Source organism: Saccharopolyspora tripterygii, assembly GCF_054778355.1.
In genome coordinates, this window is the sequence record NZ_BAAGZP010000007.1 from 80,030 (window position 1) to 101,662 (window position 21,633).

Genomic DNA, 21,633 nt, shown 5'->3' on the forward strand with positions numbered 1-21,633 from the left:
CTGAGGCAACGGCTTCGCGGCGAATTCTGCAAGGACTCCTCAGCCCGCGATGAGCAGGACCACGCCGGAGACGATCGCGAAGATCTGCACGAGCAGGCGCATCACGCGGTCGTTGAGGCGGTGGTGGACGAAGCGGCTCAGCACGGCTCCCACCGCCACGGCCGGGAGCAGGACCGCCGCCATTCCCAGTGCGTGCGGGGTGATCTTGCCCGTGACCAGGAGGACCACCAGCGAGATCACCTCACCGGCGATGAAGCAGACCGCGACCGTCGAGCGCAGGACCGCGGCCGGGTGGTGCTGGTAGACCAGCGCGAGCGGCGGCCCGCCGACCCCGGTCGCCGTCTCCGTCACTCCCGTGATCGCCCCCGCGGCGACGAACGCGCCGCGCCCCGGCTTGAGCGATGGTGCGAGCAGGGTGACCACCGCGGCCAGCACCGTCGACGCGCCGACGACGAGGTTGAGCTGCGCCAGCGGCACGGCGACGAGCACCCAAAGCCCGCCGAAGGTGCCTGCGAACCGGCCCGCGGTGATCCACTTGGCGCCGCGCCAGTCGAGCTCACCGCGCTCGCGGCCGGCGACGTAGAGGTTGAGCGGGATCATCAGCGCCAGCAGGAAGACGGGCAGCAGCGCGGGTTCCACGAGTCCCACCACCGGGGCGACGATCAGCGCGAACCCGACCCCCGTGCTGCCCTGCACGAACGCGGCGACGGCCACGACCAGGGCAGTGACGGCCAGCAGCGCGGGGCTCACGCGCGCACCTCCGTCGACCGCGGGTGCACGCGGTGCAGCGGTGCGGCCGCCACCACCTCGCGGGCCAGCTCCTCGCCGCGCTCCAGGAGCTCCCGCCCGTCCCAGTCGACCGGCCAGCCGCGCCAGAGCCGGAGCCGGCCACCGACGAAGACCGCCGTGATCTGGTCGCGGTTGGCCAACCGGACCAGCTCCCACGGCAGGTCCCACGACGGGCGCAGTTCGGGGACGTCCAGGTCCACGAGCAGGAAGTCGGCCAGGCAACCGGTTTCGATCCGGCCGAGCCGGTCGAGCCCGACGGCGTCACCGGAGATGGCGTGCTGCAACCAGGTCCAGCCCCCGCCGCACGAGGAATCCCCGGTGACCAGTCCCGAGGTGATCCGCTGCGCGAACTCGGCGGCGTCCACCAGCCGGAACCCGTCGCCGCGCGTGCCGTCGGTGCCGAGCCCGAAGCGCACGCCGAGCGCGGAGAACGTCGTCGCGGGGGCCACCGCGTTGCCCTTCCACGCGCTGGCCACCGGGTTGTAGCTGACGGCCGTTCCGGTCTCGGCCAGCAGCCGGATCTCGCCCGGGGTCAGCAGGGTCGCGTGCGCGCCGAGGGTCTGCGGTCCCAGCGCGCCGATCGCCTCCAGGTGCTCCAACGGCCGGAGCCCGTGCTGTTCCAACGATCTCTCCACGGAAGCGAGGTGTTCGTTGACGTGGATCTGGAGGACCGCGGCCGAATCACGGCACAGCTGTGCGAGTTCTCGCAGCACGTCATCCGGCACGTGGCCCGGGGTCGGGATCGCCAGCGACGGGTGCAGCAGCGGCGAGTCCCAGCGGTTCAGGTGCCGGTCAGCCGACTCCGGATCCTCGCACACGGCGCCGAGGACGCAGCGCAGTCCGGCCTCGTCGATCCCCTGCGCGACGCTCGCGAGGTCGACGGGCGCCCGGGTTCCCGCCTCCGCGACCGTGGTGAACCCGCCGCGGAGCGATTCGAACGCGGCCAGCTTCGCCGCCACGTGAGCGGATTCGGAGGTGAGTTGCCGTTCGAGCGGCACCCAGATCCGACGGAAGATCTCCGAGGGCTCACCGAAGGCGAGCGCCTTGCCGAAGGTCTGGGTGAGGTGGTGGTGCGCGTCCACGAAACCGGGCATGAGCAGGTGCCCGTCCAGGTGGACGGGACGCAGTCCGGGGTGGGCGTCGGCCACGGCGTCGGCCTGCCCGACCATCCCGAACTCGCCGTGGGAGACGACGGCGGCCCACCCGCGCACCGGTCCGCCTGGCAGCAGCAGGATCTCGGGGAGCAGCAGGAACTCGTCGTCGTCGAAGTCGTCAGGCCGCAACGGTGTCCTCACTTCGTTCGGTCTTGCTGAGGTGGTGGAACAGCGCGTGGAGCACCGCGGCGCTCGCCGCGCCGACGGCGACTCCGCTCTCCAGCAGGATGCTCGCGGTGGACGGCAGCCTGTCGTAGATTCCCGGTACCAGGACGGGGATCAGCCCGAGCCCGAGCGGCACCGCGACGACCAGCAGGTTCCGGTGGTCGGACAGGTCGTAGTCACGCAGCATCTGCACGCCCATCACGGCGATCACGCCGAACACGACGACCGCCGTGCCGCCGACCACCGAGGGCGGGATGGCGTCGATCAGGCGCACGAACGGTGAGAACAGCCCGATCACGATGAGCACCAGTCCGGCGATGACCGTGACGAACCTGCTGCGCACACCGGTCATCCGGACGATGCCGATGTTCTCGCCGCTGGTGACCATGAGCGAGGTGCCGAAGAGCCCGCCGATGAGCGAGATCAGGCCGTCGCCGCGGATGGTGCGCGGAGCGTCGCGCCGCACGTCGATGTCCTTGCCCACGGCCTCGGCGTTGAGCACGGTCTGCCCGGCGGCTTCGGCCATCGACGCGAGCGCGAAGATGAGCAGCGGGAGCGCGGCGAGGACGTCGAACTCGGGTGGCCCGAACGGGAATGGTTCCGGCAGCGTCACGAGTTCGGAGCCGAACCCGTCGAAGCGCAGCTCCCCGAGCGCGGCGGCCAGCGCGGTGCCCGCGACGAGGCCGAGCACGACGGCGAGCTGCCGCGCCATGCCGCGCAGGAACCGGTGCAGCAGCACCGTGAAGGCGATGGTCGCCAACCCGATCAGCAGGTGCCGGGGATCGCCGAAACCGGGGCTGCTGGGCTTTCCGGTGATGAGCTCGGCCCCGGACTTGATCAGCGTGACGCCGACCAGGACGATCATCGTCCCGATCACGATGCCGGGGAAGAACCGCAGCAGGCGGCTGAACAGCGGCAGCGCCAGGAAGTAGAAGGCGCCGGTGAGGATCACAGCGCCGACGGCGGTCCGGACGCCGTGCTCCTGTGCGATCGCCAGGAACAGGATCACCGGGGCGCCGCCGGGCAGCATCACGAAAGGCAGCCGCGCGCCGATGCGCCACGGGCCGAACGATTGCAGCAGCGTGCCGATCCCGGCCAGCACGAACGTCGCCGAGAGCAATCGGAGGGTGAGGTCGGGAGACAGATCGAGGGTCTTGGCGACCAGGAAGACGCTGGAGATCGGTGCGGCGGCCATGACCAGCACGTGCTGCAGACCGAAGGGGACGAGACGGGACAGCGGGCGGAATTCGTCGACCGGATGTCTGGGCACTTCGATCCTCCGTTCCCGGGAGGTCGGGCGAACGGGATGGGGCGGTGCTGCCGGCCCCGCGGGGTGCCGGATGACGCCCTGCCGACGCGTGCGCGTCTCGCCGAATCACCAGGGCCAAATCGATTTGGCCGGAAGTATTCAGCCCACCCCGATCCGTGTCAACCCCGCAGATCTCGCTCCGCGTGCGGACGTGTCATCACGACGTCTGCGGTGGTTTCAGCGTCGAGAGATGCTCTAGTGCGCGTTGTCCAGGAGTTCGCGGAGGTCCGCTGCTCCGGGCAGGATCCGGGTGGGGGTGTGCTGCTCCAGTTCGGCCCGGGTCTGGCCTCCGGTGAGGACGCCGATCACGTGGCCCGCGCCGGCGGCGTGGCCCGCCTGGACGTCGAGGACCGTGTCACCTGCGGTGAGGACCTGGGCGGGGTCGGCGATTCCGGTCAGCTCCATCGCGCGGTGGATCATGTCCGGGGCCGGGCGACCGGCGCGGACCTCGCTCGCGCAGACCACCGCGTCCAGCTGCTCGCCGAGCTTCCAGTCCACTTCGGACAGGATGATGCCGGTGATGCGCCGGTCGAACCCGGTGGTCAGCGCGACTCGGATGCCCGATTCTCGCAGAGCCGCAAGGGTTTCCGGCACTCCCGGGAACGGCTTCGGTGGGGTGCCGGCGTAGGACTCGCTCAGGCGGGTCACGAAGCGGTCGTGCAGCTGCTCCACCGCGTCGGGGTCACCGGTGAGGGCGGCCAGAGCCGCTCGCTTGTCCGCCCCCATCCAGCGGCGCACGTCGGCGTCCGGGGCAGGAGTGCCGTGCTCGGCGACGACCTCGGCGAGCACCCGGTAGACCGCACCTCCCTCGTCGATGGTGGTACCTGCGATGTCCAGTGCGACCAGCGCGATCACGATGTGCTCCCGAGAAGACGGCGGATGAGGGCGGAGAGCTGGTCCACCACGACGATCAGCACCAGCACCACCAGGATGTGGGTGAGCATCTCGTCGAACTGGAACAGCTGGATCGCCTGGTTGATCAGGAAGCCGATGCCACCCGCGCCGACCAGTCCCAGCACCAGCGAGGACCGCACGTTGACGTCGAACCGGTACAGCAGCAACCCGACCATCTGCGGTGTCACCACCGGCAGCAGCGCGTGCAGGGCGACCTGGACGCGACCCGCACCGGCCGAGCGGAGCGCCTGCGCAGGACCGGGATCGGCCTCCTCCAGCGTCTCCGCCCACAACTTGCCCATGACGCCGACGTTGTGGAACACCAGCGCCAGCACGCCGGGGAACGGGCCGAGCCCGACGGCCGTGACGAAGATCAGCGCGAACACCACGTCCGGCACCGCGCGCAGGAACGACAGCAGTCCCCGGGCCGCCTGGTAGATCCAGCCGGGTGCGGTCCCGCGCGTCGCCAGCAGCGCCAGCACCAGCGAACCGGGGATGGACAGCGTGGTGCCCAGCAGACCGATCCAGAGGGTGACCACGGCGGCCGACGCGCTCTCGGCTAGGACGTCGGAACCCAGCTCGGGCGGGATGGCCTCCGACAGGAACTCGCCCATGCCGGTGGCGCCCTCGACGAGCGCGGACACCGAGATCTCGGTGGCGTTCCAGGCCATCACGTGGGCGGCGAGCACCAGCGCCGCGACGATCCAGCCGACGATCCGGAGCCGGGTGCGCGGTGGTTTCGGCGGCACGGCTCGACGTGCGGGTCCTTGCACGGCGGTGGTCACGAGGAGGTCTCCAGCAGGGCGTGCGGGTACAGGGAATCGACGGGCTGGGCGGGATCGCCGTCGAGGACGACCGAGCCGTCGCGCAATCCGACGACGCGGTCGGCGTAGCAGCGGGCGAGGTCCGGCTGGTGCAGGACGGCGAGCACGGCCAACCGCTCGGTGTGGGCGAGTTCGGCCAGCAGTTCCAGCACCTGCTCGGCGGCGGCCGGGTCCAGCGCGGACACCGGTTCGTCGGCCAGCACCACCGGTGCTCGCTGGCACAGCGCGCGGGCGATGGCGACGCGCTGCTGCTGCCCGCCGGACAGGCCCGCGGCGCGGTCGTGCGCGCGATCGGCGAGCCCGACCCGGTCCAGGCAGGCCATCGCCTCCTCGCGCACCGCGCGCGGGAACAGGCCGGGTGCCAGCGAGCGGTGCAGCGGGAGCCTGCCCAGCGCGCCGGCGCAGACGTTGTCCAGCGCGGTGCGCCTGCCCACGAGGTGAATCCGCTGGAACACCAAGGCGATGTCCAGCGGTCCCCGGCGTCGCCCGTCGACGGTGACGGTGCCGTCGGAGGCGACGAGCCCGGCCGCCGCGCGCAGCATCGTGGACTTGCCGGACCCGTTGGCACCGAGCACGGCCAGCAGCTCGCCCGATGCGACGGTCACGTCGACCTGGTGCAGGACCTCGCGGGATCCGTAGTGGACGGTCAGTCCGGTGGCGGAGAGCATCAGGCGTCGCCTTCGGTGAGGTGGAGGGCCGCGGCCAGGTCGAACAGCGGTTGGTAGGTGGAGCGGTCGACGGGCACCAGCGGCCCGGGCGGGGAGACGTCCAGCAGCGCACCGATCTCGCCGACGGTGGCCGGGTCCAGGTTCAGCAGCGCGTCCCGCACGGCCTGCTTGAACGCCGGGTCCATGTCGCCGCGCACGGTGATCGGGTCGTTCGGGATCGGCGGCGAGCTCCAGATCCGGCGGTGCGCCGCGGGATCGAAGGTGCCGGTCGCGGTGGCGCTGGCCAGCTGCTGCGAGTTGATCTCGGCGGCGTCCACGGCCCCGTTGGTCAGCGCCAGCAGCGCCTCGGGGTGACCACCGGCGTAGTCGATCTTCACGTCCTTCTCCGGGATCCGCGCATCGGCCAACGCCTTGCGCGGCAAGGCGTCTCCCGAAGTGGAACCGGTGGCGCCCAGCGCGAGGGACCGGTCGCGCAGCTGCTCGACCGAGGTGATGTCGGAGTGCGCGGGAACCCAGATCCCCGCGGTGTAGGTGGACAGCGTGCCGTTGGCGTCGGCGAAGGACGCCACCGCTTCGGCTTCGGCGCGCTGGCTGGCGAACACGTAGCCCAGCGGGCCGAAGATCGCGATGTCGAGCTTGCCGTTCTGCATGGCCAGGACCTCGGCCGAGTACTGCTGGGTCACCTGGACTTCCACCGGGCAGCGCAGCGACTTCGACAGGGCGCCCCCGAGCTTCTGGGCCGCGGGGGTGAGCCTGGCGGGGTCCTCGAAGGGTTCGACGCCGAAGCGGATCTTGCCGTCCGGGCAGGTCGGCGACTCGGCGGCGGTGTCGCCGCCACCGCAGGCGGTCAGTGCCAGGACCGTGCCGGTCACGAGGGCGAGCGCGATCTGACGGGGCAACGAGCGGCGCAGGGACATCAGGGCTCCAGGTTCTAGAGGAGGGAGTCGATGACGGAGGGAGCGAGCCCGAAAGCGGTGGTCATACCGATTCCGGAGGTCACGGCGACGGCGGTGACGCCGGGGGAGAGGCGGGCGCGGAGGAATTCGCCCTCGGCCGAGGCGTAGACGCCCTGCCAGCGGCGCACCACGGCGAGGTCGTCGCGGCCGAGCAGCGCGCGGGTCTCGGCGAGCAGGAGCCGGTCGAACTCCTCCGACGACCACGGTTCGGGTGTGCGGGCGTAGGCGTGGGTGTCGCCGACGACGAGGTCGCCGTCCGGCAGCTGGGTGAGCATGTGGTTGACCGACGCCTCCAGCAGTTCCGGGCGCTGGAGGCTCAACCGGTCGCGCAGCGCTCGGGCACCCCCGGTCCCGGCCAGCGCCGGGTAGCGCAGCATCGAGGTGCCGGTCAGCAGCGCCGGGTCCAGGCGCAGGCCGGGTGCCCGCACCTGCAGCATCTGCAGGACGCACCGGCGCATCCCTGCGGATTTCGCGGCCTCCGGGAAGATCCGGTCGAGGTCGTGACCGGCGCACACCACGACGCGATCACCGCGCACCGGGCCCCTGCCGGTGCGCACGAGGCCGTCTTCGACGCCGAGCACCGGGGTGGACCACAGGAACCGGACCCCGGGCTGCGCGGCGAGCCAGTCGGCGATCGCCGCGGCGGCGCGACGCTGGTCGACGCGCAGGTCGCGGGCGAGCAGCGCGCCGCCTTCCAGTCCGTCGGCCGAAACCGGTCCGGCGGAAGCGGTTTCGGTGGCGGTGAGCAACCGGACCTGGTCCGGCCCTCGGCTGGCGGCGAGCTCGTCCAGCGCGGCGGACTCCTCGGCCGACCGGGCGACCACCACCGTGCCGCACTCGGAGACCTCGAAACCCGCCTCACGGCCGAGCCGCAGCCAGGTCGTCCGGGCCCGCTCGGCGAAGCGCAGGGCCTCGCCCTCCTGGGCGGTGATGCAGGCGTGCCCGAAGTTGCGGACGGAGGCTCCGACGGCGCGCTCGTCGCGTTCGACGACCGTGACCGACATGCCGCGTTCGACGGCGTCCACGGCGTGCGCGAGACCGACGATCCCGGCACCGACGACCACCAGGTCGGGAGAACTGCTCGACATGCTCACGGCGCTCACGGTGTCAGCGGACGTCGGAGCAGGTCAATGACTTGTATGTACAAGTAATCCGCTGTTCAACCAGGCATTTCCGGTCGTCCATCTCCGCGCGGCCTGAGCTTGTATAGTCCAGTTCGTGACGACTCCACTGCACCGCGCACTGGCGGGAGAACTGCGGCAGCGCATCCGGTCGGGGGACATCGCGGTGGGCGAGTCCCTGCCCTCGGAATCCCAGCTTTGCCAGGAGTTCTCGGTCTCGCGCGGACCCATCCGCCAGGCCTTGGCCGCGCTGCGCGACGAGGGGCTGATCGGCGGCGGCAAGGGCAAGCGGCCGGTGGTCCTCGACGCCGTGCCGAGCCAGCCGTTCGAATCGTTCCTGTCGTTCACCCGGCGCGCCGAGATCACCGGGCACGTCCCCGGGCAGCAGCTGCAGGAGATCGCGCTGCGCAGGCCCGAACCGGCGATCGCCGCCGCGCTGCAGCTCGAACCCGGCGCCCTGGCGGTCCAGCTGCTGCGGCTGCGGTTGCTCGACGGCAGGCCCGCGATGCTGGAGCGGATGACCTACCGCGAGCAGATCGGTCGCCCGCTGCTCGACGCCGATCTCGACGCCGGGTCGATCTACGCCTACCTCACCGAGCGCGGGGTCGACCTCAACGCCGCGCGGCACACCTTCGACGCGGTGGCCGCCGATCCGACCGACGCGCGCCTGCTGGAGGTCGGCGAAGGCGCGCCGCTGCTCCGGGAGCGCCGGGTCACCACGGATTCCGCGGGGACCCCGCTGGAGTGCTCCGAGGACCGCTACCGGCCGGACGTCGCCTCGGTGACGGTGACCAACACCCGCAGCCGGAGGGCTGACGTGACCCGCTCCGGACCCGCCTGGGCGGGCGAGTTCACGCCGTCCGCCGCGGCCGAGGTCGCCAGGTCCTGATTCAGGGGGCGACCGCCTGCCGGGGGGCTTCGCCTCGTCGCGCGGCGGCGAAGGCCGCATCGAGCTCGTCCAGCCGGTGGTGACCGGTGACCAGCTCGGCGAACGGGCGGGTGCGGTGGTGCTCGGTGATGAAGTCGACCGCCGCCTGCAGGTCGCGCGGGTGGTAGTTGTGCACGCCGACGATCCGGTGCAGCCCGCGCACCAGGCTCTCCGGATCGAGGCGGACGGCTGGGCCCGGCGACACCGAGCCGGCGAGCACGGCGACGCCGCCCACCGACAGCGAGTCGAGGCAGGACTGCACGGCTTCGGGGGCACCGGAGAGCTCCAGCGCGACGTCGCAGTCACCGATCGGTGCGCCGACCGGCTGCGCTTCGGCGGCCCCGAACCGCAGGGCTTGCGCTCGGCGCTCGGGGTGCGGATCGACCGCCACCACCCGGGCACCGGAGGCGGAGAGCATCGCCACCGCCGTCAGCCCGAGCATCCCGGCGCCGTTGACCAGCGCCCGGGTTCCCGGCGCGATGGGTCCCGCGGCGTCCACCACGGCCGCGACCGTCGCCGTCGCGCAGGACACCGGCGCCGCGACCTCGGCGGGCACCGACTCGTCGATCGCGGCGATCGCGGTCCCCGGCAGCAGCAGGCAGTGCGTGGCGAAACCACCGCGCAGCGGGCTGTCCTCGTCCCAGGCCTCGTGCCCGTACTTGCGCAGGTGCAGGCACTTCTGCGGCATCCCCGCCAGGCACCGCGCGCAGCGCAGGCAGGACGCGGCCACCGACCAGACCACGCGCAGCCCCGGCGTCACCGGAGTGGAGTCGAGGCATCGGGGCGCATCGGGGCCGACGGCCACGACCCGACCGACCTGCTCGTGCCCGAGCACGCCGGGAGCCGGGCCGGGCCGGTCGCCGGTGACGGTGTGCAGGTCGCTGCCGCACACCGTCGCCAGCTCGATCTCGACGAGCACCTCGCCGTCGCCCAGGGCCCCGGGCAAGGACGTCTCGATGACGCGGAACGGCTCACCGACGCCCTCCCACCTGGCCGATCGGGCGGATTCGAGGAGGCGGGTCGCGGAGCTCATGACCTCCACCCTGCCCACTCCGCCGACCGCCTGTATAGACAAGTCGGGGAGTGTTCACCGACAGGTCATGTCCCGTCGGCGTCTCGCCTGGCGAGGGGTCTGGAACGCAGCGAGGCCGAGCCTGCGCTGACCTCCGTCGGAGGTGCTGCGGCTCGGCCTCTTGGCGATTTCCGGAAACCGCCGGCGCTTTCGGTTCGAGCGGTTGCAATCCGGAATTGCTTGGTGTTCGCGCACGCGTTCGGCCATTGTTTCCCGAATGTGAAGACGAGTGCGAACTGGGGTTTCGTCTTTTCTTGAATTATTCGAGTTTCGTTACGGTGCGTGCAGAGGGGTGGGTGATGGCAGGTCGCTGAACAGGGTTACTCCGCGATCTCCGGTTCGACCTGCACCTCGGGCTCCCAGCGAACGCCGAAGACTCCCATGCCGAAGTCCAGCGCGACCGCGTGCGCGCGCCCGAATCGATCCACCTGGAGCGACTTGGGCTGCTCGGCCTCCTGCATCGCCGAGTCGCCGACGTAGCTCTCGCAGCCCGCGGGCGGGTGCGCCGGATCGAACTGCATCTCCACCACGTACTGCCGCACCGGCAGCCGGAAGAGCCGGCAGAAGCTGTGGTCCACCTCGTTCGGCCCGGTCGGCGGGTCGATGATCTCGTACTCCAGCAGCAGCGTTTCGCCGCGTGCCAGCGCGTGGTCGAACAGCAGCTCGGCGACCACCAGATCGCGGGCGTGGTCGGTGAGCACCTGGCCCAGCCGGCACGAGCGGATCGGGCGGATGATCGGCGGCGTGGCCACCGAGGACGCGCCGTCGAACATGATCACCCAGCGGTCCGCGTTGTTGGCTTCGGCGCGAACGAGCTTGCGGGTGCGGATCTTTCGCAGGTCACCGCGCTGGTCGATGTGCACCACGTCGTGGTGCGACAGGCGGGTGAGCTTGCTGTCGTGGTTGGTGTCGATCTTGGTGAGCAGTTCGGCGGCCGACTCGTGCTCCGACCACAGCGCGCTCAGCGGCGGCGCCTCGGTCGACGCCTGGCGGGTGCGGCCGCGCGGGCGCGGCGGGCCGAGCAGCGCGGACAGGGAGCTCTCCGGAACGCCCAGCACCTGCTCCAACTGGGCCAGCGCCAGCAGCGAATCGGGGCGCTCGGGACGACGTCGCCCGGACTGCCAGTAGCTCAGCGCCGTGATGCTGACCGGCGTGCCCCGGGCGCGCAGGCGGTGCTGGATGCGCTCCAGGCTCAGGCGGCTTGATCGGATCGCGGTGCGCAGAGCGGCTTCGAACGGACCCGTTCGGAGCAGTTCCGCCAGCTCGGCCGAGATCGTGTTGGCCTGCTGCGTCGGTTGCGGCTTCGTGGCCTGGGGAGGTGGCTGCTGGGTCGGGTGGGCCTGCGGGGCGCCCTGCTGCATGCCGCGAACGGCTGGTCGGGCGGTCGGGCGGGCCTCGGTTTTCGGGCCGGTCATCGTTACTCCTCGTGTCCGGCGAATTCCGAACTTACGCTAATCAGTGGGTCACTGTTGCGCAACGACCGAGTTCCGGTAGGCGGCTCCCACTTTAGGAGTAGCCCACCTCGGGCGATGCCTGTGTTTTGTTGTTCCTCTCTTCCACACGTATGCAACGTCCCACATTGTTCACTCGGCTGGCGCCGAGTCGGAGAAAACCGGGAATTGTCGATCTCCATCAGCGAAAATGGCTTGCCCCGCCCTGGCAGCCTGATGAGGTGCGGCCGAGCCTCCGATCCGCCCGGCTCGCGCGCCCCGGGGCGGCCGCTGCCCTGCTCGCGATCGGTCGGGGCAGGTTGGCTAGCCTGGAAGCTCGCGTCCCGCCTGCTCACGCGCGTGGGAACCGACCAACGATGTCGAACGCTCGAGTAGCGGAAGAAGGAGATCAGTACCCGTGATGCGCACGCACGAGGCCGGATCGCTCCGCGCCGGTCATGCCGGGCAGACCGTCACCCTCGCCGGGTGGGTGGCGCGCCGTCGCGATCACGGCGGGGTCATCTTCATCGATCTGCGCGACGCTTCGGGCGTCTCCCAGGTGGTCTTCCGCGAGGGCGAGATGGCGGAGCGCGCGCACCGGCTGCGCGCCGAGTTCTGCATCAAGATCACCGGTGAGGTCGTCGTTCGCCCCGAGGGCAACGAAAACCCGGAGATCCCCACCGGTTCCATCGAGGTCACCGTCACCGACCTGGAGGTGCTCAGCGAGGCGGCGCCGCTTCCGTTCCCGCTCGACGAGCACCTCGAGGTCGGCGAGGAGATCCGCCTCAAGCACCGCTACCTGGACCTGCGCCGCACCGAGCCCGCGCGGATCATGCGGATGCGCAGCGACGTCAACCGCGTCGCGCGCGAGACGCTGCACGGCCGCGACTTCGTCGAGATCGAGACGCCGACGATGACGCGCTCCACCCCGGAAGGCGCCCGCGACTTCCTGATCCCCGCCCGCCTGCAGCCCGGTAGCTGGTACGCGCTGCCGCAGTCGCCGCAGCTGTTCAAGCAGCTGCTGATGGTCGGCGGCATGGAGCGCTACTTCCAGATCGCCCGCTGCTACCGGGACGAGGACTTCCGCGCCGACCGGCAGCCGGAGTTCACCCAGCTCGACGTCGAGATGAGCTTCGTCGAGCAGGACGACGTCATCGAGCTCGGCGAGGAGATCCTGGCCGGCCTGTGGAAGCTGGTCGACCACGAGATCCCGCGCCCGATCCCGCGGATCACCTACGCCGAGGCGATGGCCCGCTACGGCACCGACAAGCCCGACCTGCGCTTCGGCCTCGAACTCACCGAGATGACCGAGTACTTCGCGAACACGCCGTTCCGCGTGTTCCAGGCGCCCTACGTGGGTGCCGTGGTCATGCCCGGTGGCGCCGACCAGCCGCGCCGCCAGCTCGACGCCTGGCAGGACTGGGCCAAGCAGCGCGGCGCCAAGGGACTGGCCTACGTGCTCGTCGGCCAGGACGGTGAGCTGTCCGGCCCGGTCGCCAAGAACCTCTCGGACACCGAGCGCGAGGGCCTGGCCAAGGCCGTCGGCGCGAACCCGGGCGACTGCGTCTTCTTCGGCGCGGGCGGCCGCGCGTCGGCTCGCGCGCTGCTCGGCGCGGCCCGCCTGGAGATCGGTGAGCGCTGCGGCCTCATCGACCACGACGCGTGGTCGTTCGTGTGGGTCGTCGACGCCCCGATGTTCGAGCCCGTCGAGGACATGGAGTCCGGCGACGTCGCCGTCGGCAGCGGCAAGTGGACCGCGGTGCACCACCCGTTCACCTCGCCCAACGCCGACTGGATCGACACCTTCGAGAAGGACCCGGAGAACGCGCTGGCCTGGGCCTACGACATCGTCTGCAACGGCAACGAGATCGGCGGCGGATCCATCCGTATCCACCGGCCGGACCTGCAGGAGCGGGTGTTCGAGCTGCTGGGGATCACCGAGGACCAGGCGCAGGAGAAGTTCGGCTTCCTGCTGGAGGCCTTCAAGTACGGCGCTCCGCCGCACGGCGGCATCGCCTTCGGCTGGGACCGGATCTGCATGCTGCTGGCCGGTGCCGAGTCGCTGCGCGACGTCATCGCCTTCCCGAAGAGCGGCGGCGGGTTCGACCCGCTGACCGCCGCGCCGGCGCCGATCACCGACGCCCAGCGCAAGGAGGCCGGCATCGACGCGAAGCTGAAGCCGTCCAAGGCCGAGGCGTCCAAGACCGAGGCGGACAAGTCCGAGCCGCAGAGCTGACGTCGCTGCCGCCGAGCGCTGCCCGGCCGAGCCGCGCGCTCGGCCGGGCTCGTTCGTCCGCGGGGGTTCGCGGAGTTCGTCCGGCACCCGTGCAACGTCGCCGGAGGTCCGTTCCGTCAACGTCTACGGGGGTCGTGTGCGCTGGAGTTCCAGGGTGAACACGCAGAGCGCACGACGGCTGGCCGGTCGGGTGTCACTTGACCGGTCATGGCCCTGGTGATGCAGGTTCTGGGGGTAGTGTCTGGAGACGATGAGCGTGGAGATCACCACCGGCCCCCCGGAGGTCCGGGTCCCGGCCAGCACCGAGGCGACCGACACGGTGGCCACCGCAGAAGCGGTGCTGGGCAAGAGGACCGGAGCTCCGGTGCGGCTTGCCGACGCGGAGGACCTGGGCGGCAGTGACCGCTCGGTCGTGCTGCGGGTGCGGATCGCCGAATCGCCGTTCGAACTGCCGCGGACCGTGGTCGTCAAGCACTACGGAGAGTGCCCGCCCGAGGCGCGCTCGGACCCGTTCGCGCACGAGGCGGCAAGTTGCCAGCTGACCACCGCGCTGCCACCGGAAGCGCGGGTCAGCCCGGAGCTCATCGCGCACGACGTCAACGAGCGCCTGCTGGTGCTCGAAGACCTCGGCCGCGGTTCCACGCTCGCCGACGTGCTGTTCGGCGAGGACCCGCGCGCCGCCGAGCGGGCGCTGCTCGCGTGGGCGCGCGCGCTGGGCAGGCTGCACAGCACCACCGCCGGCTGCGCCGCCGACTTCGACGCGCTGATGCGCAGGCTCGGCGCCAAGTCGTGGACCGACCCGGTCTCCGACGACATCGTCACCTCGGTCGGCGAGCTGCCCGAGCTGCTCAGCCAGATCCTCGGCGTGGACACACCGCCGGAGCTGGTCGAGCGGCTCACCGCCGCCTCCGAACAGCTGGGATCGAGCCGCTACCAGGCGTTCAGCCCGTCCGACATCTGCCCGGAGAACAGCCTGGTCACCGGGTCCAGCGGGGTCCGGTTCCTGGACTTCGAGTGGGGCTGCGTGCGCGACGTCGCGATGGACGCCGCCTACCTGCAGTACCCGTTCCCGTCCTCGTGGTGCTCCTACGCCTTACCCGAGAACCTGGCGCAGAACATGCTCGCGACCTGGCGCTCGGAGATCGCCGAGGTGTGGCCGGAGCTGGACTCCGACGAGGTGCTGCTGCCCAGGCTGTTCAACGCCCAGCTGCTGTGGGTGTGGGTGTCGACGTGGTGGTTCCTGCCGCGCACCGGTGAGAACGACCGGCCGATCGACCTGCATCAGCCCTCGCCGCGCCGCAGCACCGCGCTGGTGGACCGCTGGCGGCACCTGCGCTCCGACGCGCAGGACGCGCAGCTGACCGACGTGGCGGAGTTCGCGGACGCGATGATCGACGCGCTGGTGGAGCGCTTCGGGGCGGGCGCGCTGCACCTGCAGCCCTACCCCGCGTTCCGCACCGAATGAGCCATCCCGCCACGCTCGACATCGAACGCGCCGCGGTGGCGACCTGGCCGACCACCACGGCGCTGCGGCGCGACGGGTGGTTGCTGCGGCACTGCGACCTGCTCCGGCGCCGCCGTTCGAACTCGGCGCTGCCGATCGGTCCGCCGGACGATCCGGAATCGGCGATCGAGACCGTCGAGCGCTTCTACGCGGAGCGCTCCAGCCCGGTGATCGTGCAGGTCAGCCCGCTCGACGAGCGCTCGGTGCTGGACGAGCTGCTGGCCGCGCGCGGCTACCGGGCTGAGGCGCCCACCGCGGTCATGCGGACCTCGCGGGACGCGCTGCTGCAAGCGTGCCCGGCGCAGGACTTCGAGGTCCTGCTGGACGACTCGCCCAAACCGCGCTGGCTGGGCGCGGTTGCCGCCGTCGGCGGCACGCCGGAGCCGAGCCTGGACCGGGTGCCCGCGCCGGTCGCCTTCGCCACCGCGGTGCGCGGCGGGACGCCGGTCGGGGTGGGCATGTTCGCCGTCGCCGACGGCTGGTGCGGCGTCTACGGGATGCGCACCGACGACCGCTGGCGGCGACGGGGCGTGGCCGCCGCGCTGATGCGCGCGGGAGCCGGGTGGTCGTCCGCGGAGCACGTCTTCCTGCAAGTCGAGTCCGACAACGCGGTCGCGCGGAGTCGTTATGCCACGCTCGGATTCATCAACGCGCACGCATATCATTATCGCGTTCGCTAGTTCTCATGTTTCTTTCAGGTTTCTCGGGTTAATGGAGGGTGTCCGCCCATCGCTCGATGCGGTTAGTCGGATCACATTTCCAGTGCGCACCGTGATCGCGGATGTCGCGGAATGCGGTCACGAGTGTGGCGTCCACCCGGCGACCGGGTGAATCTCGCCCGAGCGCTTCTTCGCATTAAGGAATCTTCATTTGTTTCGCGGTTGGTTCGTACCGCTCATGACTTGCGTGCGAAGCCGGGTCTTCCGATATTGTGGGCGGGAGCATTTCCGCTCCTTCATCCCGCAGCCGTCGGCGTCGCCGGAAGGGATCCGCAGCTCTTTTTCGGGAGGCGTTCGTTGCGCGGCAGAGCATGGCAGATCACGAGAGCGGGACTCTTCCTGCTCTTCGCGGTCGTGCTCGCCGCGCTGGGGCCGACTGACGCGGCGCTGGCCAACCAGGTCAGCTGCCCCGCGACCAGCGAGCACAAGCCGGACACGAAGGAGCAGCGCGACGGCGAGAAGCTCCGCGAGCGCCTGCCGGGCCTGACGACGCACCGGCGCACCCAGCTGCGGCACGAGCACGACCGCGACCTGCTCCGCAGCGAAGCGCGCTGGGTCGCGGCGGATTTCGAAGTCCTCGTCCGCAGCGGGTACGTCCCGAACGTTGAGACGGAGACGAATGACGACCGCAGCAGGATGAGACATTCTCCGGCGGCGCTGCAGGTCATGCGGCACTGATCGGGTCGGAAACCCACTTCTTCCGAGCCGATTCGACCCGGAGATTCACAATGAGCTTCGACAACTTCGTGCGTCACGCACGTCGTCACTCCGACCTGCTTTCCGCTGACCAGCGCAAGCAGCTGGCACAAGGCCAGTCCCCTTCCGCATTGTTCATCGGATGTTCAGATTCCCGCGTGACCCCGTCCCATATCACCGGTGCGGAGTCGGGTACCTTGTTCGAACTGCGAACTGCCGGAAACGTCGTGCCGAAATACGCGCCGGATTCCGGTTCCAGTGAGATGGGCACGATCGAGTACGCGGTTCTGCAGCTGGGGATCCCCGACATCATCGTGTGCGGTCATTCGCACTGCGGTGCGGTCACCGCGTTGACCATCGCCGGCCGCGGGCTCGACGAGCTGCCCGCGCTGTGCACCTGGCTGGGCACCGACGCCCAGGTCGCCACCGAGCCCGAGGACACCGCCGTCCGCACCGAGAGCAAGCGGCACCTGCGCGCGCAGCTGGACACGCTGCGCGAATACCCGTTCATCCGGGACCGGATCGAATCCGGGCGGCTGCGCCTGCACGGCTGGTTCTACGAGATCGACACCGGACTCGTCTACGTCGCGCCGCAGTCCGCGGAGGAGCAGGACTTCCTCCCGCTGTAAGGAAATCCCGCGTTCACGGCATCGCCGCCGGGCACCCGCCGCGCAGGGTGCCCGGGGCCGATGCCTCGCACCGCTTTCGCCCTGGAGGGCATCGTGACCACGCAACTGGAAGACAAGCCCCAACGACGAACCGGGCGATTGCCTCGCCCGCCGCACCTCGGCGCTGACTTCGCGGCCTCGCTGGTCGTGTTCCTGGTCGCCGTCCCGCTGTGCGTGGGCGTGGCCGCGGCATCCGGCGTCCCGATCGAACTGGGCATCGTCACCGGCATCGTCGGTGGCCTGGTCGTCGGACTGCTGCCCGGCAGCAGCCTTCAGGTCTCCGGACCCGCCGCCGGACTGACCGTGCTGGTGGCCTCGGCCGTCAGCCAGCACGGGCTCGGCATGCTCGGCGTCATCGTGCTCGGCGCCGGAGTCGTGCAGATCCTTCTCGGCGTGAGCCGGCTGGGCACCTGGTTCCGCGCCATCTCGCCCTCGGTCGTGCAGGGCATGCTCGCCGGCATCGGCCTGGTGCTGATCCTCGGCCAGATCTACCCCGTCGGCGGGCTCGCCCAGCCCGACACCACCGGGGAGAAGTTCGGCGGTCTGGGGGAGCTGGCCACCGCGATGGTGACCACGCCGCAGGGCCTCGCCGGCCTCGGGCTCGGCGTGGCGGCGCTGCTGGTCATGACCGGCTGGAAGAAGTTCGCCCCCGCACCGCTGAACCTGGTGCCGGGTCCGCTGATCGCCGTGGTGCTCACCAGCGCCCTCGCCGCGCTGCTGGCCCTGCCGGTGCAGAAGATCGAGGTCGGCTCGCTGCTGGATTCGCTGAACCCGCCGGCGCTGACCGACTTCGGTGCGTTCAACGCGGCCGTGCTCGGCTCGATCCTCACGTTCGCGCTGATCGCCTCGGCGGAAAGCCTGTTCAGCGCCGCCGCCGTCGACCGCATGCACGACGGCCCGAAGACGCAGTACAACAAGGAACTCGTCGCGCAGGGCGCGGGCAACGCGGTCTGCGGTGCCTTCGGCGCGCTGCCGATGACCGCGGTGATCGTGCGCAGCTCCGCCAACGTGCAGGCGGGTGCCAAGACGAAGCTGTCGCGCGTCCTACACGGTTTCTGGCTGCTGCTGTTCGTGGTGCTGCTGCCCGGCCTGCTGGCGTTCATCCCGACCGCCGTGCTGGCCGCGCTGCTGATCCAGGCCGGGTGGAAGCTCCTGGAGCTCAAGGCCGTCGCGAAGCTGGTGCGCGAGCACCGGTCCGAGGGCTTCGTGCTGGTGCTGACGGCGGTGACCATCGTGGCCACCGACCTGCTCATCGGCACGGTGACGGGTCTGGCCGTCGCGGTGATCAAGACCGCCGTCGAGGTGTCCCGGTTGTCGGTGAACGCCAAGCACGCCGATGATCACGTGCACGTGGAGCTCGGCGGGAACGCCACCTTCCTCCGGCTGCCGCGGCTGCTCGACCACCTGGAGAACCTGCCGCAGCACAAGCACGTGCACCTGGACCTGAGCACGGTCCGGCACCTGGACCGCGCCTGCCACCAGGCCGTGGAGAACTGGGTCGCCGAGCACCGGCGCAACAACGGCAGCGTCGAGGTCGCCATGCCGGCGAAGGTCGGCTGACCAGCGTCGAGCACGGGCGACGACGGTCGTCGAGGCACCGGGAACTGCGGTCTTCGCGCATGCGGGGACCGCAGTTCCCGTGCGCGGGCTCCGGTGCGGAGCGGCTGGTGGTGGAGTCGGGGGTGACGGGTAGCGTTCGGGGCGTGAGCGAGGGGTTGTTCGACGAGGGGTTGTTCGGGGCTGAGACCGAGCAGAAGGCCGGGGAGAAGCTGGCCGAGAACGCGCCGCTGGCGGTGCGGATGCGGCCCCGGTCCCTGGAGGAGGTCGTCGGGCAGCAGCATCTCCTCGTCGCGGGGGCTCCGCTGCGGCGGCTCGTCGAAGGGGCCGCGCCCGCATCCGTGCTGCTCTACGGCCCGCCGGGCACGGGCAAGACGACGCTGGCCAACCTCGTCTCGAAGGCGACCGGCCGCCGATTCGCCGCGCTGTCGGCGCTGTCGTCGGGGGTGAAGGAGGTCCGCGCCGTCATCGAGGAGGCGCGCCGCCGCCTCGGGCGTTCCGGCGAGGCGACCGTGCTGTTCATCGACGAGGTCCACCGCTTCTCCAAGACCCAGCAGGACGCGCTGCTGGGCGCGGTCGAGGACCGGACCGTGCTGCTGGTGGCCGCCACCACCGAGAACCCGTACTTCTCCGTCGTCGCGCCGCTGCTGTCGCGGTCGCTGGTGCTGCAGCTGCGCAGCCTCGACGACGACGACATCCGTTCGCTGCTGCGCCGCGCGGTCACCGAGGAGCGGGGGCTGGGTGACTCCGTCGGGCTCGCCGCGGACGCCGAGGAGCACCTGGTGGCGCTCGCCGAGGGCGACGCGCGGCGGGCGCTGACGGCTTTGGAGGCGGCCGCGGAGTCGGCGGTGTCCAACGGTGCCGCGGAGATCGACCTGGCCACCGTCGAATCCACGGTGGATCGCGCGGCCGTGCTCTACGACCGCGGCGGCGACCAGCACTACGACATCACCAGCGCGTTCATCAAGTCGATCCGGGGCTCCGACGTCGACGCCGCGCTGCACTACCTGGCGCGGATGGTCGAGGCGGGGGAGGACCCGAGGTTCATCGCGCGACGACTGGTCGTGCACGCCAGCGAGGACATCGGCATGGCCGATCCGACCGCGCTGCAGACGGCCGTCGCCGCCGCTCAGGCCGTGCAGTTCATCGGCATGCCGGAAGGGCGGTTGGCGTTGGCGCAGGCCACCATCCACCTCGCCACGGCGCCGAAGTCCAACGCGGTGATAGCGGCGATCAACGCGGCGATGGGCGACGTCCGCGCGGGCAAGGGCGGGCCGGTCCCGCCGCACCTGCGCGACGGGCATTACTCGGGAGCGGAGAAGCTCGGCAACGCCAAGGGCTACCGCTATCCGCACGACAAGCCGGAGGGCGTCCTCGCCCAGCAGTACGCCCCGGAGTCGCTGCTGGGACGCGACTACTACGAGCCCACCCCGCGCGGTGCCGAACGCGCCCTCCACGACCGAGTCCCCAAACTCCGCAACATCATCCGCGACGAGGACTGACATCCACCAAGCACGAGGCCTGGCGGGCAGTGGGGACGTGGGCCGACGGGCAGTTTTGGTCCGAACTGACCGGGCAAAACGGATATGATCATGGGGCGGTTCGGGCCAAAACTGCCCCCAGTCGCTCGGCGCCCCAGCGCCCCAGCGCCTCCGTGGTACCCGGCACCCGCAGCGCCGTCCGGAATCTCTCCTGGTCCTGGATCTGGCCACGATCATGTTCGTCATGCCGGTTCATTCCGGGCCAAAACCGGGCGGTGCCCGGCCCGGTAGCGTGGCGGGCGTGCCGGACGGAACGAGCGTGGAGGTCGATGTGGGCGAGGTCGTGGTCACCAGGACGGTGCCGGAGGCAGCGCTGGCCGTGCTCCGCGACGTCGCCGAAGTGCGCGTCTGCGACCAGGACCGCCCGCTGACCCCCGACGAACTCCGCTCCGAGGTCCGGGGCGCCGACGGAGTCGTGACGATGCTGCACGACCGGGTCGACGCCGGGCTCGTCGACGCCGCCGGTGCGCAGCTGAAGGTCGTGGCCAACGTCGCCGTCGGGTACGACAACATCGACGTCCCCTCGGTCACCGAGCGCGGCGTGGCGGTCACCAACACGCCCGGCGTGCTCACCGACGCCACCGCGGACCTCGCCTTCGGGCTGCTGCTGTCGGTCACCCGCCGGCTGGGGGAGGGCGAGCGGCTGCTGCGCTCGCGCACGCCGTGGAACTTCCACCTCGGCTTCATGCTCGGCACCGGTCTGCAGGGCAAGACGCTGGGCATCATCGGGCTCGGCGGCATCGGCCGGGCGGTGGCCCGCCGGGCCCGCGCCTTCGGCATGCACATCGCCTACTCCGGACGTCGTCGCGCGGCGCAGGAGGTCGAGGCCGAGCTCGACGCGCGCCACCTCTCGCAGGACGAGCTGCTGCGCACCGCCGACGTCCTCTCCCTGCACTGCCCGCTCAACGAGCACACCCACCACCTCATCGACGGTGCCGCTCTGGCGCTGATGAAGCCCACCGCGATCGTGGTCAACACCAGCCGCGGCCCGGTCATCGACGAGAAGGCGCTGGCCGAGGCCCTGAAGGAAGGCCGCATCGCCGGGGCCGCGCTGGACGTCTTCGAGAACGAGCCCGAGGTGGAGTCCGGTTTGCTGGAGCTGGACAACGTCGCGATCGCCCCGCACCTGGGATCGGCCACGACCGAGACCCGGACCGCGATGGTCGAGCTGGCCGCGCGCAACGTGGCCGCCGTGCTGACCGGGCAGCCGCCGCTCACCCCCGTCACCGCGTGATCAACCGGTCACCGCATCGATACCTCCAGTCGTGGCCCGGTGAGGCGGGTGCCGAAGCGGCGCGGACCAGGGGTTCGACCCGACGGCCCGGGTGCTTGTAGCTGGCGGATACACCGGTAACCTGGCGCACGATCAACGAACCGGCGCAGGTCGCCGGTTCGACAAGGA

Annotated in this window: 19 protein-coding genes; 9 read left to right on the forward strand and 10 right to left on the reverse strand. The window is 71.0% G+C overall.

The features are described 5' to 3' along the window. Positions 1-39: 39 nt before the first annotated feature. The 8 genes from ACYVF3_RS05115 to ACYVF3_RS05150 all read right to left on the reverse strand — a co-directional run bounded on the left by ACYVF3_RS05115 (position 40) and on the right by ACYVF3_RS05150 (position 7,847). Positions 40-750: a sulfite exporter TauE/SafE family protein gene (locus ACYVF3_RS05115; protein WP_461153025.1), complete on the reverse strand. Its 711-nt coding sequence runs from the start codon at positions 748-750 to the stop codon at positions 40-42. Continuing rightward, entirely contained in the window at positions 747-2,072 is a 1,326-nt protein-coding gene (locus ACYVF3_RS05120; RefSeq protein ID WP_461153026.1) for an amidohydrolase family protein, read from the reverse strand. Before ACYVF3_RS05120 ends, ACYVF3_RS05115 begins: the two co-directional genes overlap by 4 nt. Then, the gene (locus tag ACYVF3_RS05125; protein ID WP_461153027.1) at positions 2,062-3,378 is read right to left on the reverse strand and encodes a uracil-xanthine permease family protein; all 1,317 of its coding nucleotides are present in this window, start codon (positions 3,376-3,378) and stop codon (positions 2,062-2,064) included. The genes ACYVF3_RS05120 and ACYVF3_RS05125 overlap by 11 nt, the downstream gene beginning before the upstream one ends. 234 nt (positions 3,379-3,612) lie before the next feature. After that, the gene (locus ACYVF3_RS05130) at positions 3,613-4,272 is read right to left on the reverse strand and encodes a phosphonatase-like hydrolase (protein ID WP_461153028.1); all 660 of its coding nucleotides are present in this window, start codon (positions 4,270-4,272) and stop codon (positions 3,613-3,615) included. Further along, positions 4,269-5,096, reverse strand: coding sequence for a phosphonate ABC transporter, permease protein PhnE (gene phnE, locus ACYVF3_RS05135; protein WP_461153029.1), 828 nt, complete (start codon positions 5,094-5,096; stop codon positions 4,269-4,271). The genes ACYVF3_RS05130 and phnE overlap by 4 nt, the downstream gene beginning before the upstream one ends. Next, entirely contained in the window at positions 5,093-5,803 is a 711-nt protein-coding gene (locus ACYVF3_RS05140; RefSeq protein ID WP_461153030.1) for a phosphonate ABC transporter ATP-binding protein, read from the reverse strand. Before ACYVF3_RS05140 ends, phnE begins: the two co-directional genes overlap by 4 nt. Beyond that, a complete protein-coding gene (locus ACYVF3_RS05145) occupies positions 5,803-6,720 on the reverse strand; it encodes a phosphate/phosphite/phosphonate ABC transporter substrate-binding protein (RefSeq protein WP_461153031.1) in 918 nt (305 codons plus the stop codon). The genes ACYVF3_RS05140 and ACYVF3_RS05145 overlap by 1 nt, the downstream gene beginning before the upstream one ends. Before the next feature lie 14 nt (positions 6,721-6,734). Continuing rightward, on the reverse strand, positions 6,735-7,847 hold the full coding sequence (locus tag ACYVF3_RS05150; RefSeq protein WP_461153089.1) for a TIGR03364 family FAD-dependent oxidoreductase: 1,113 nt from the start codon (positions 7,845-7,847) through the stop codon (positions 6,735-6,737). Positions 7,848-7,977: 130 nt separating this feature from the next. On the opposite strand from ACYVF3_RS05150, the gene ACYVF3_RS05155 reads away from it, so the two are divergent. Then, complete coding sequence (locus ACYVF3_RS05155) at positions 7,978-8,769, forward strand: GntR family transcriptional regulator (RefSeq protein WP_461153032.1); 792 nt, start codon at positions 7,978-7,980, stop codon at positions 8,767-8,769. A 1-nt stretch (position 8,770) separates the two neighbouring features. On the opposite strand, the gene ACYVF3_RS05160 is transcribed toward ACYVF3_RS05155, so the two are convergent. Continuing rightward, the gene (locus tag ACYVF3_RS05160) at positions 8,771-9,841 is read right to left on the reverse strand and encodes a zinc-binding dehydrogenase (RefSeq protein ID WP_461153033.1); all 1,071 of its coding nucleotides are present in this window, start codon (positions 9,839-9,841) and stop codon (positions 8,771-8,773) included. A gap of 359 nt (positions 9,842-10,200) precedes the next feature. Then, positions 10,201-11,295, reverse strand: a complete 1,095-nt coding sequence (locus tag ACYVF3_RS05165; RefSeq protein WP_461153034.1) for a hypothetical protein — start codon at positions 11,293-11,295, stop codon at positions 10,201-10,203. Positions 11,296-11,728: 433 nt separating this feature from the next. On the opposite strand from ACYVF3_RS05165, the gene aspS reads away from it, so the two are divergent. The 8 genes from aspS (at position 11,729) to ACYVF3_RS05205 (ending at position 21,465) form a co-directional block, all read left to right on the forward strand. Further along, entirely contained in the window at positions 11,729-13,546 is a 1,818-nt protein-coding gene (aspS, locus tag ACYVF3_RS05170) for an aspartate--tRNA ligase (RefSeq protein ID WP_461153035.1), read from the forward strand. A 256-nt stretch (positions 13,547-13,802) separates the two neighbouring features. Then, positions 13,803-15,011 carry a hypothetical protein gene (locus ACYVF3_RS05175; protein ID WP_461153090.1) on the forward strand — a complete coding sequence of 403 codons (1,209 nt, stop codon included), beginning with the start codon at positions 13,803-13,805 and terminating at the stop codon, positions 15,009-15,011. Further along, entirely contained in the window at positions 15,008-15,730 is a 723-nt protein-coding gene (locus ACYVF3_RS05180; RefSeq protein ID WP_461153036.1) for a GNAT family N-acetyltransferase, read from the forward strand. The genes ACYVF3_RS05175 and ACYVF3_RS05180 overlap by 4 nt, the downstream gene beginning before the upstream one ends. Before the next feature lie 336 nt (positions 15,731-16,066). After that, positions 16,067-16,447, forward strand: coding sequence for a hypothetical protein (locus tag ACYVF3_RS05185; RefSeq protein WP_461153037.1), 381 nt, complete (start codon positions 16,067-16,069; stop codon positions 16,445-16,447). A 50-nt stretch (positions 16,448-16,497) separates the two neighbouring features. After that, positions 16,498-17,094, forward strand: coding sequence for a carbonic anhydrase (locus ACYVF3_RS05190; RefSeq protein ID WP_461153038.1), 597 nt, complete (start codon positions 16,498-16,500; stop codon positions 17,092-17,094). Between the two features lie 60 nt (positions 17,095-17,154). Then, positions 17,155-18,693: a SulP family inorganic anion transporter gene (locus ACYVF3_RS05195; protein WP_461153039.1), complete on the forward strand. Its 1,539-nt coding sequence runs from the start codon at positions 17,155-17,157 to the stop codon at positions 18,691-18,693. 143 nt (positions 18,694-18,836) lie between these two features. Next, a complete protein-coding gene (locus ACYVF3_RS05200; RefSeq protein ID WP_461153040.1) occupies positions 18,837-20,192 on the forward strand; it encodes a replication-associated recombination protein A in 1,356 nt (451 codons plus the stop codon). 280 nt (positions 20,193-20,472) lie between these two features. Next, positions 20,473-21,465, forward strand: a complete 993-nt coding sequence (locus ACYVF3_RS05205; RefSeq protein WP_461153041.1) for a 2-hydroxyacid dehydrogenase — start codon at positions 20,473-20,475, stop codon at positions 21,463-21,465. The last annotated feature ends 168 nt before the right edge of the window (positions 21,466-21,633 follow it).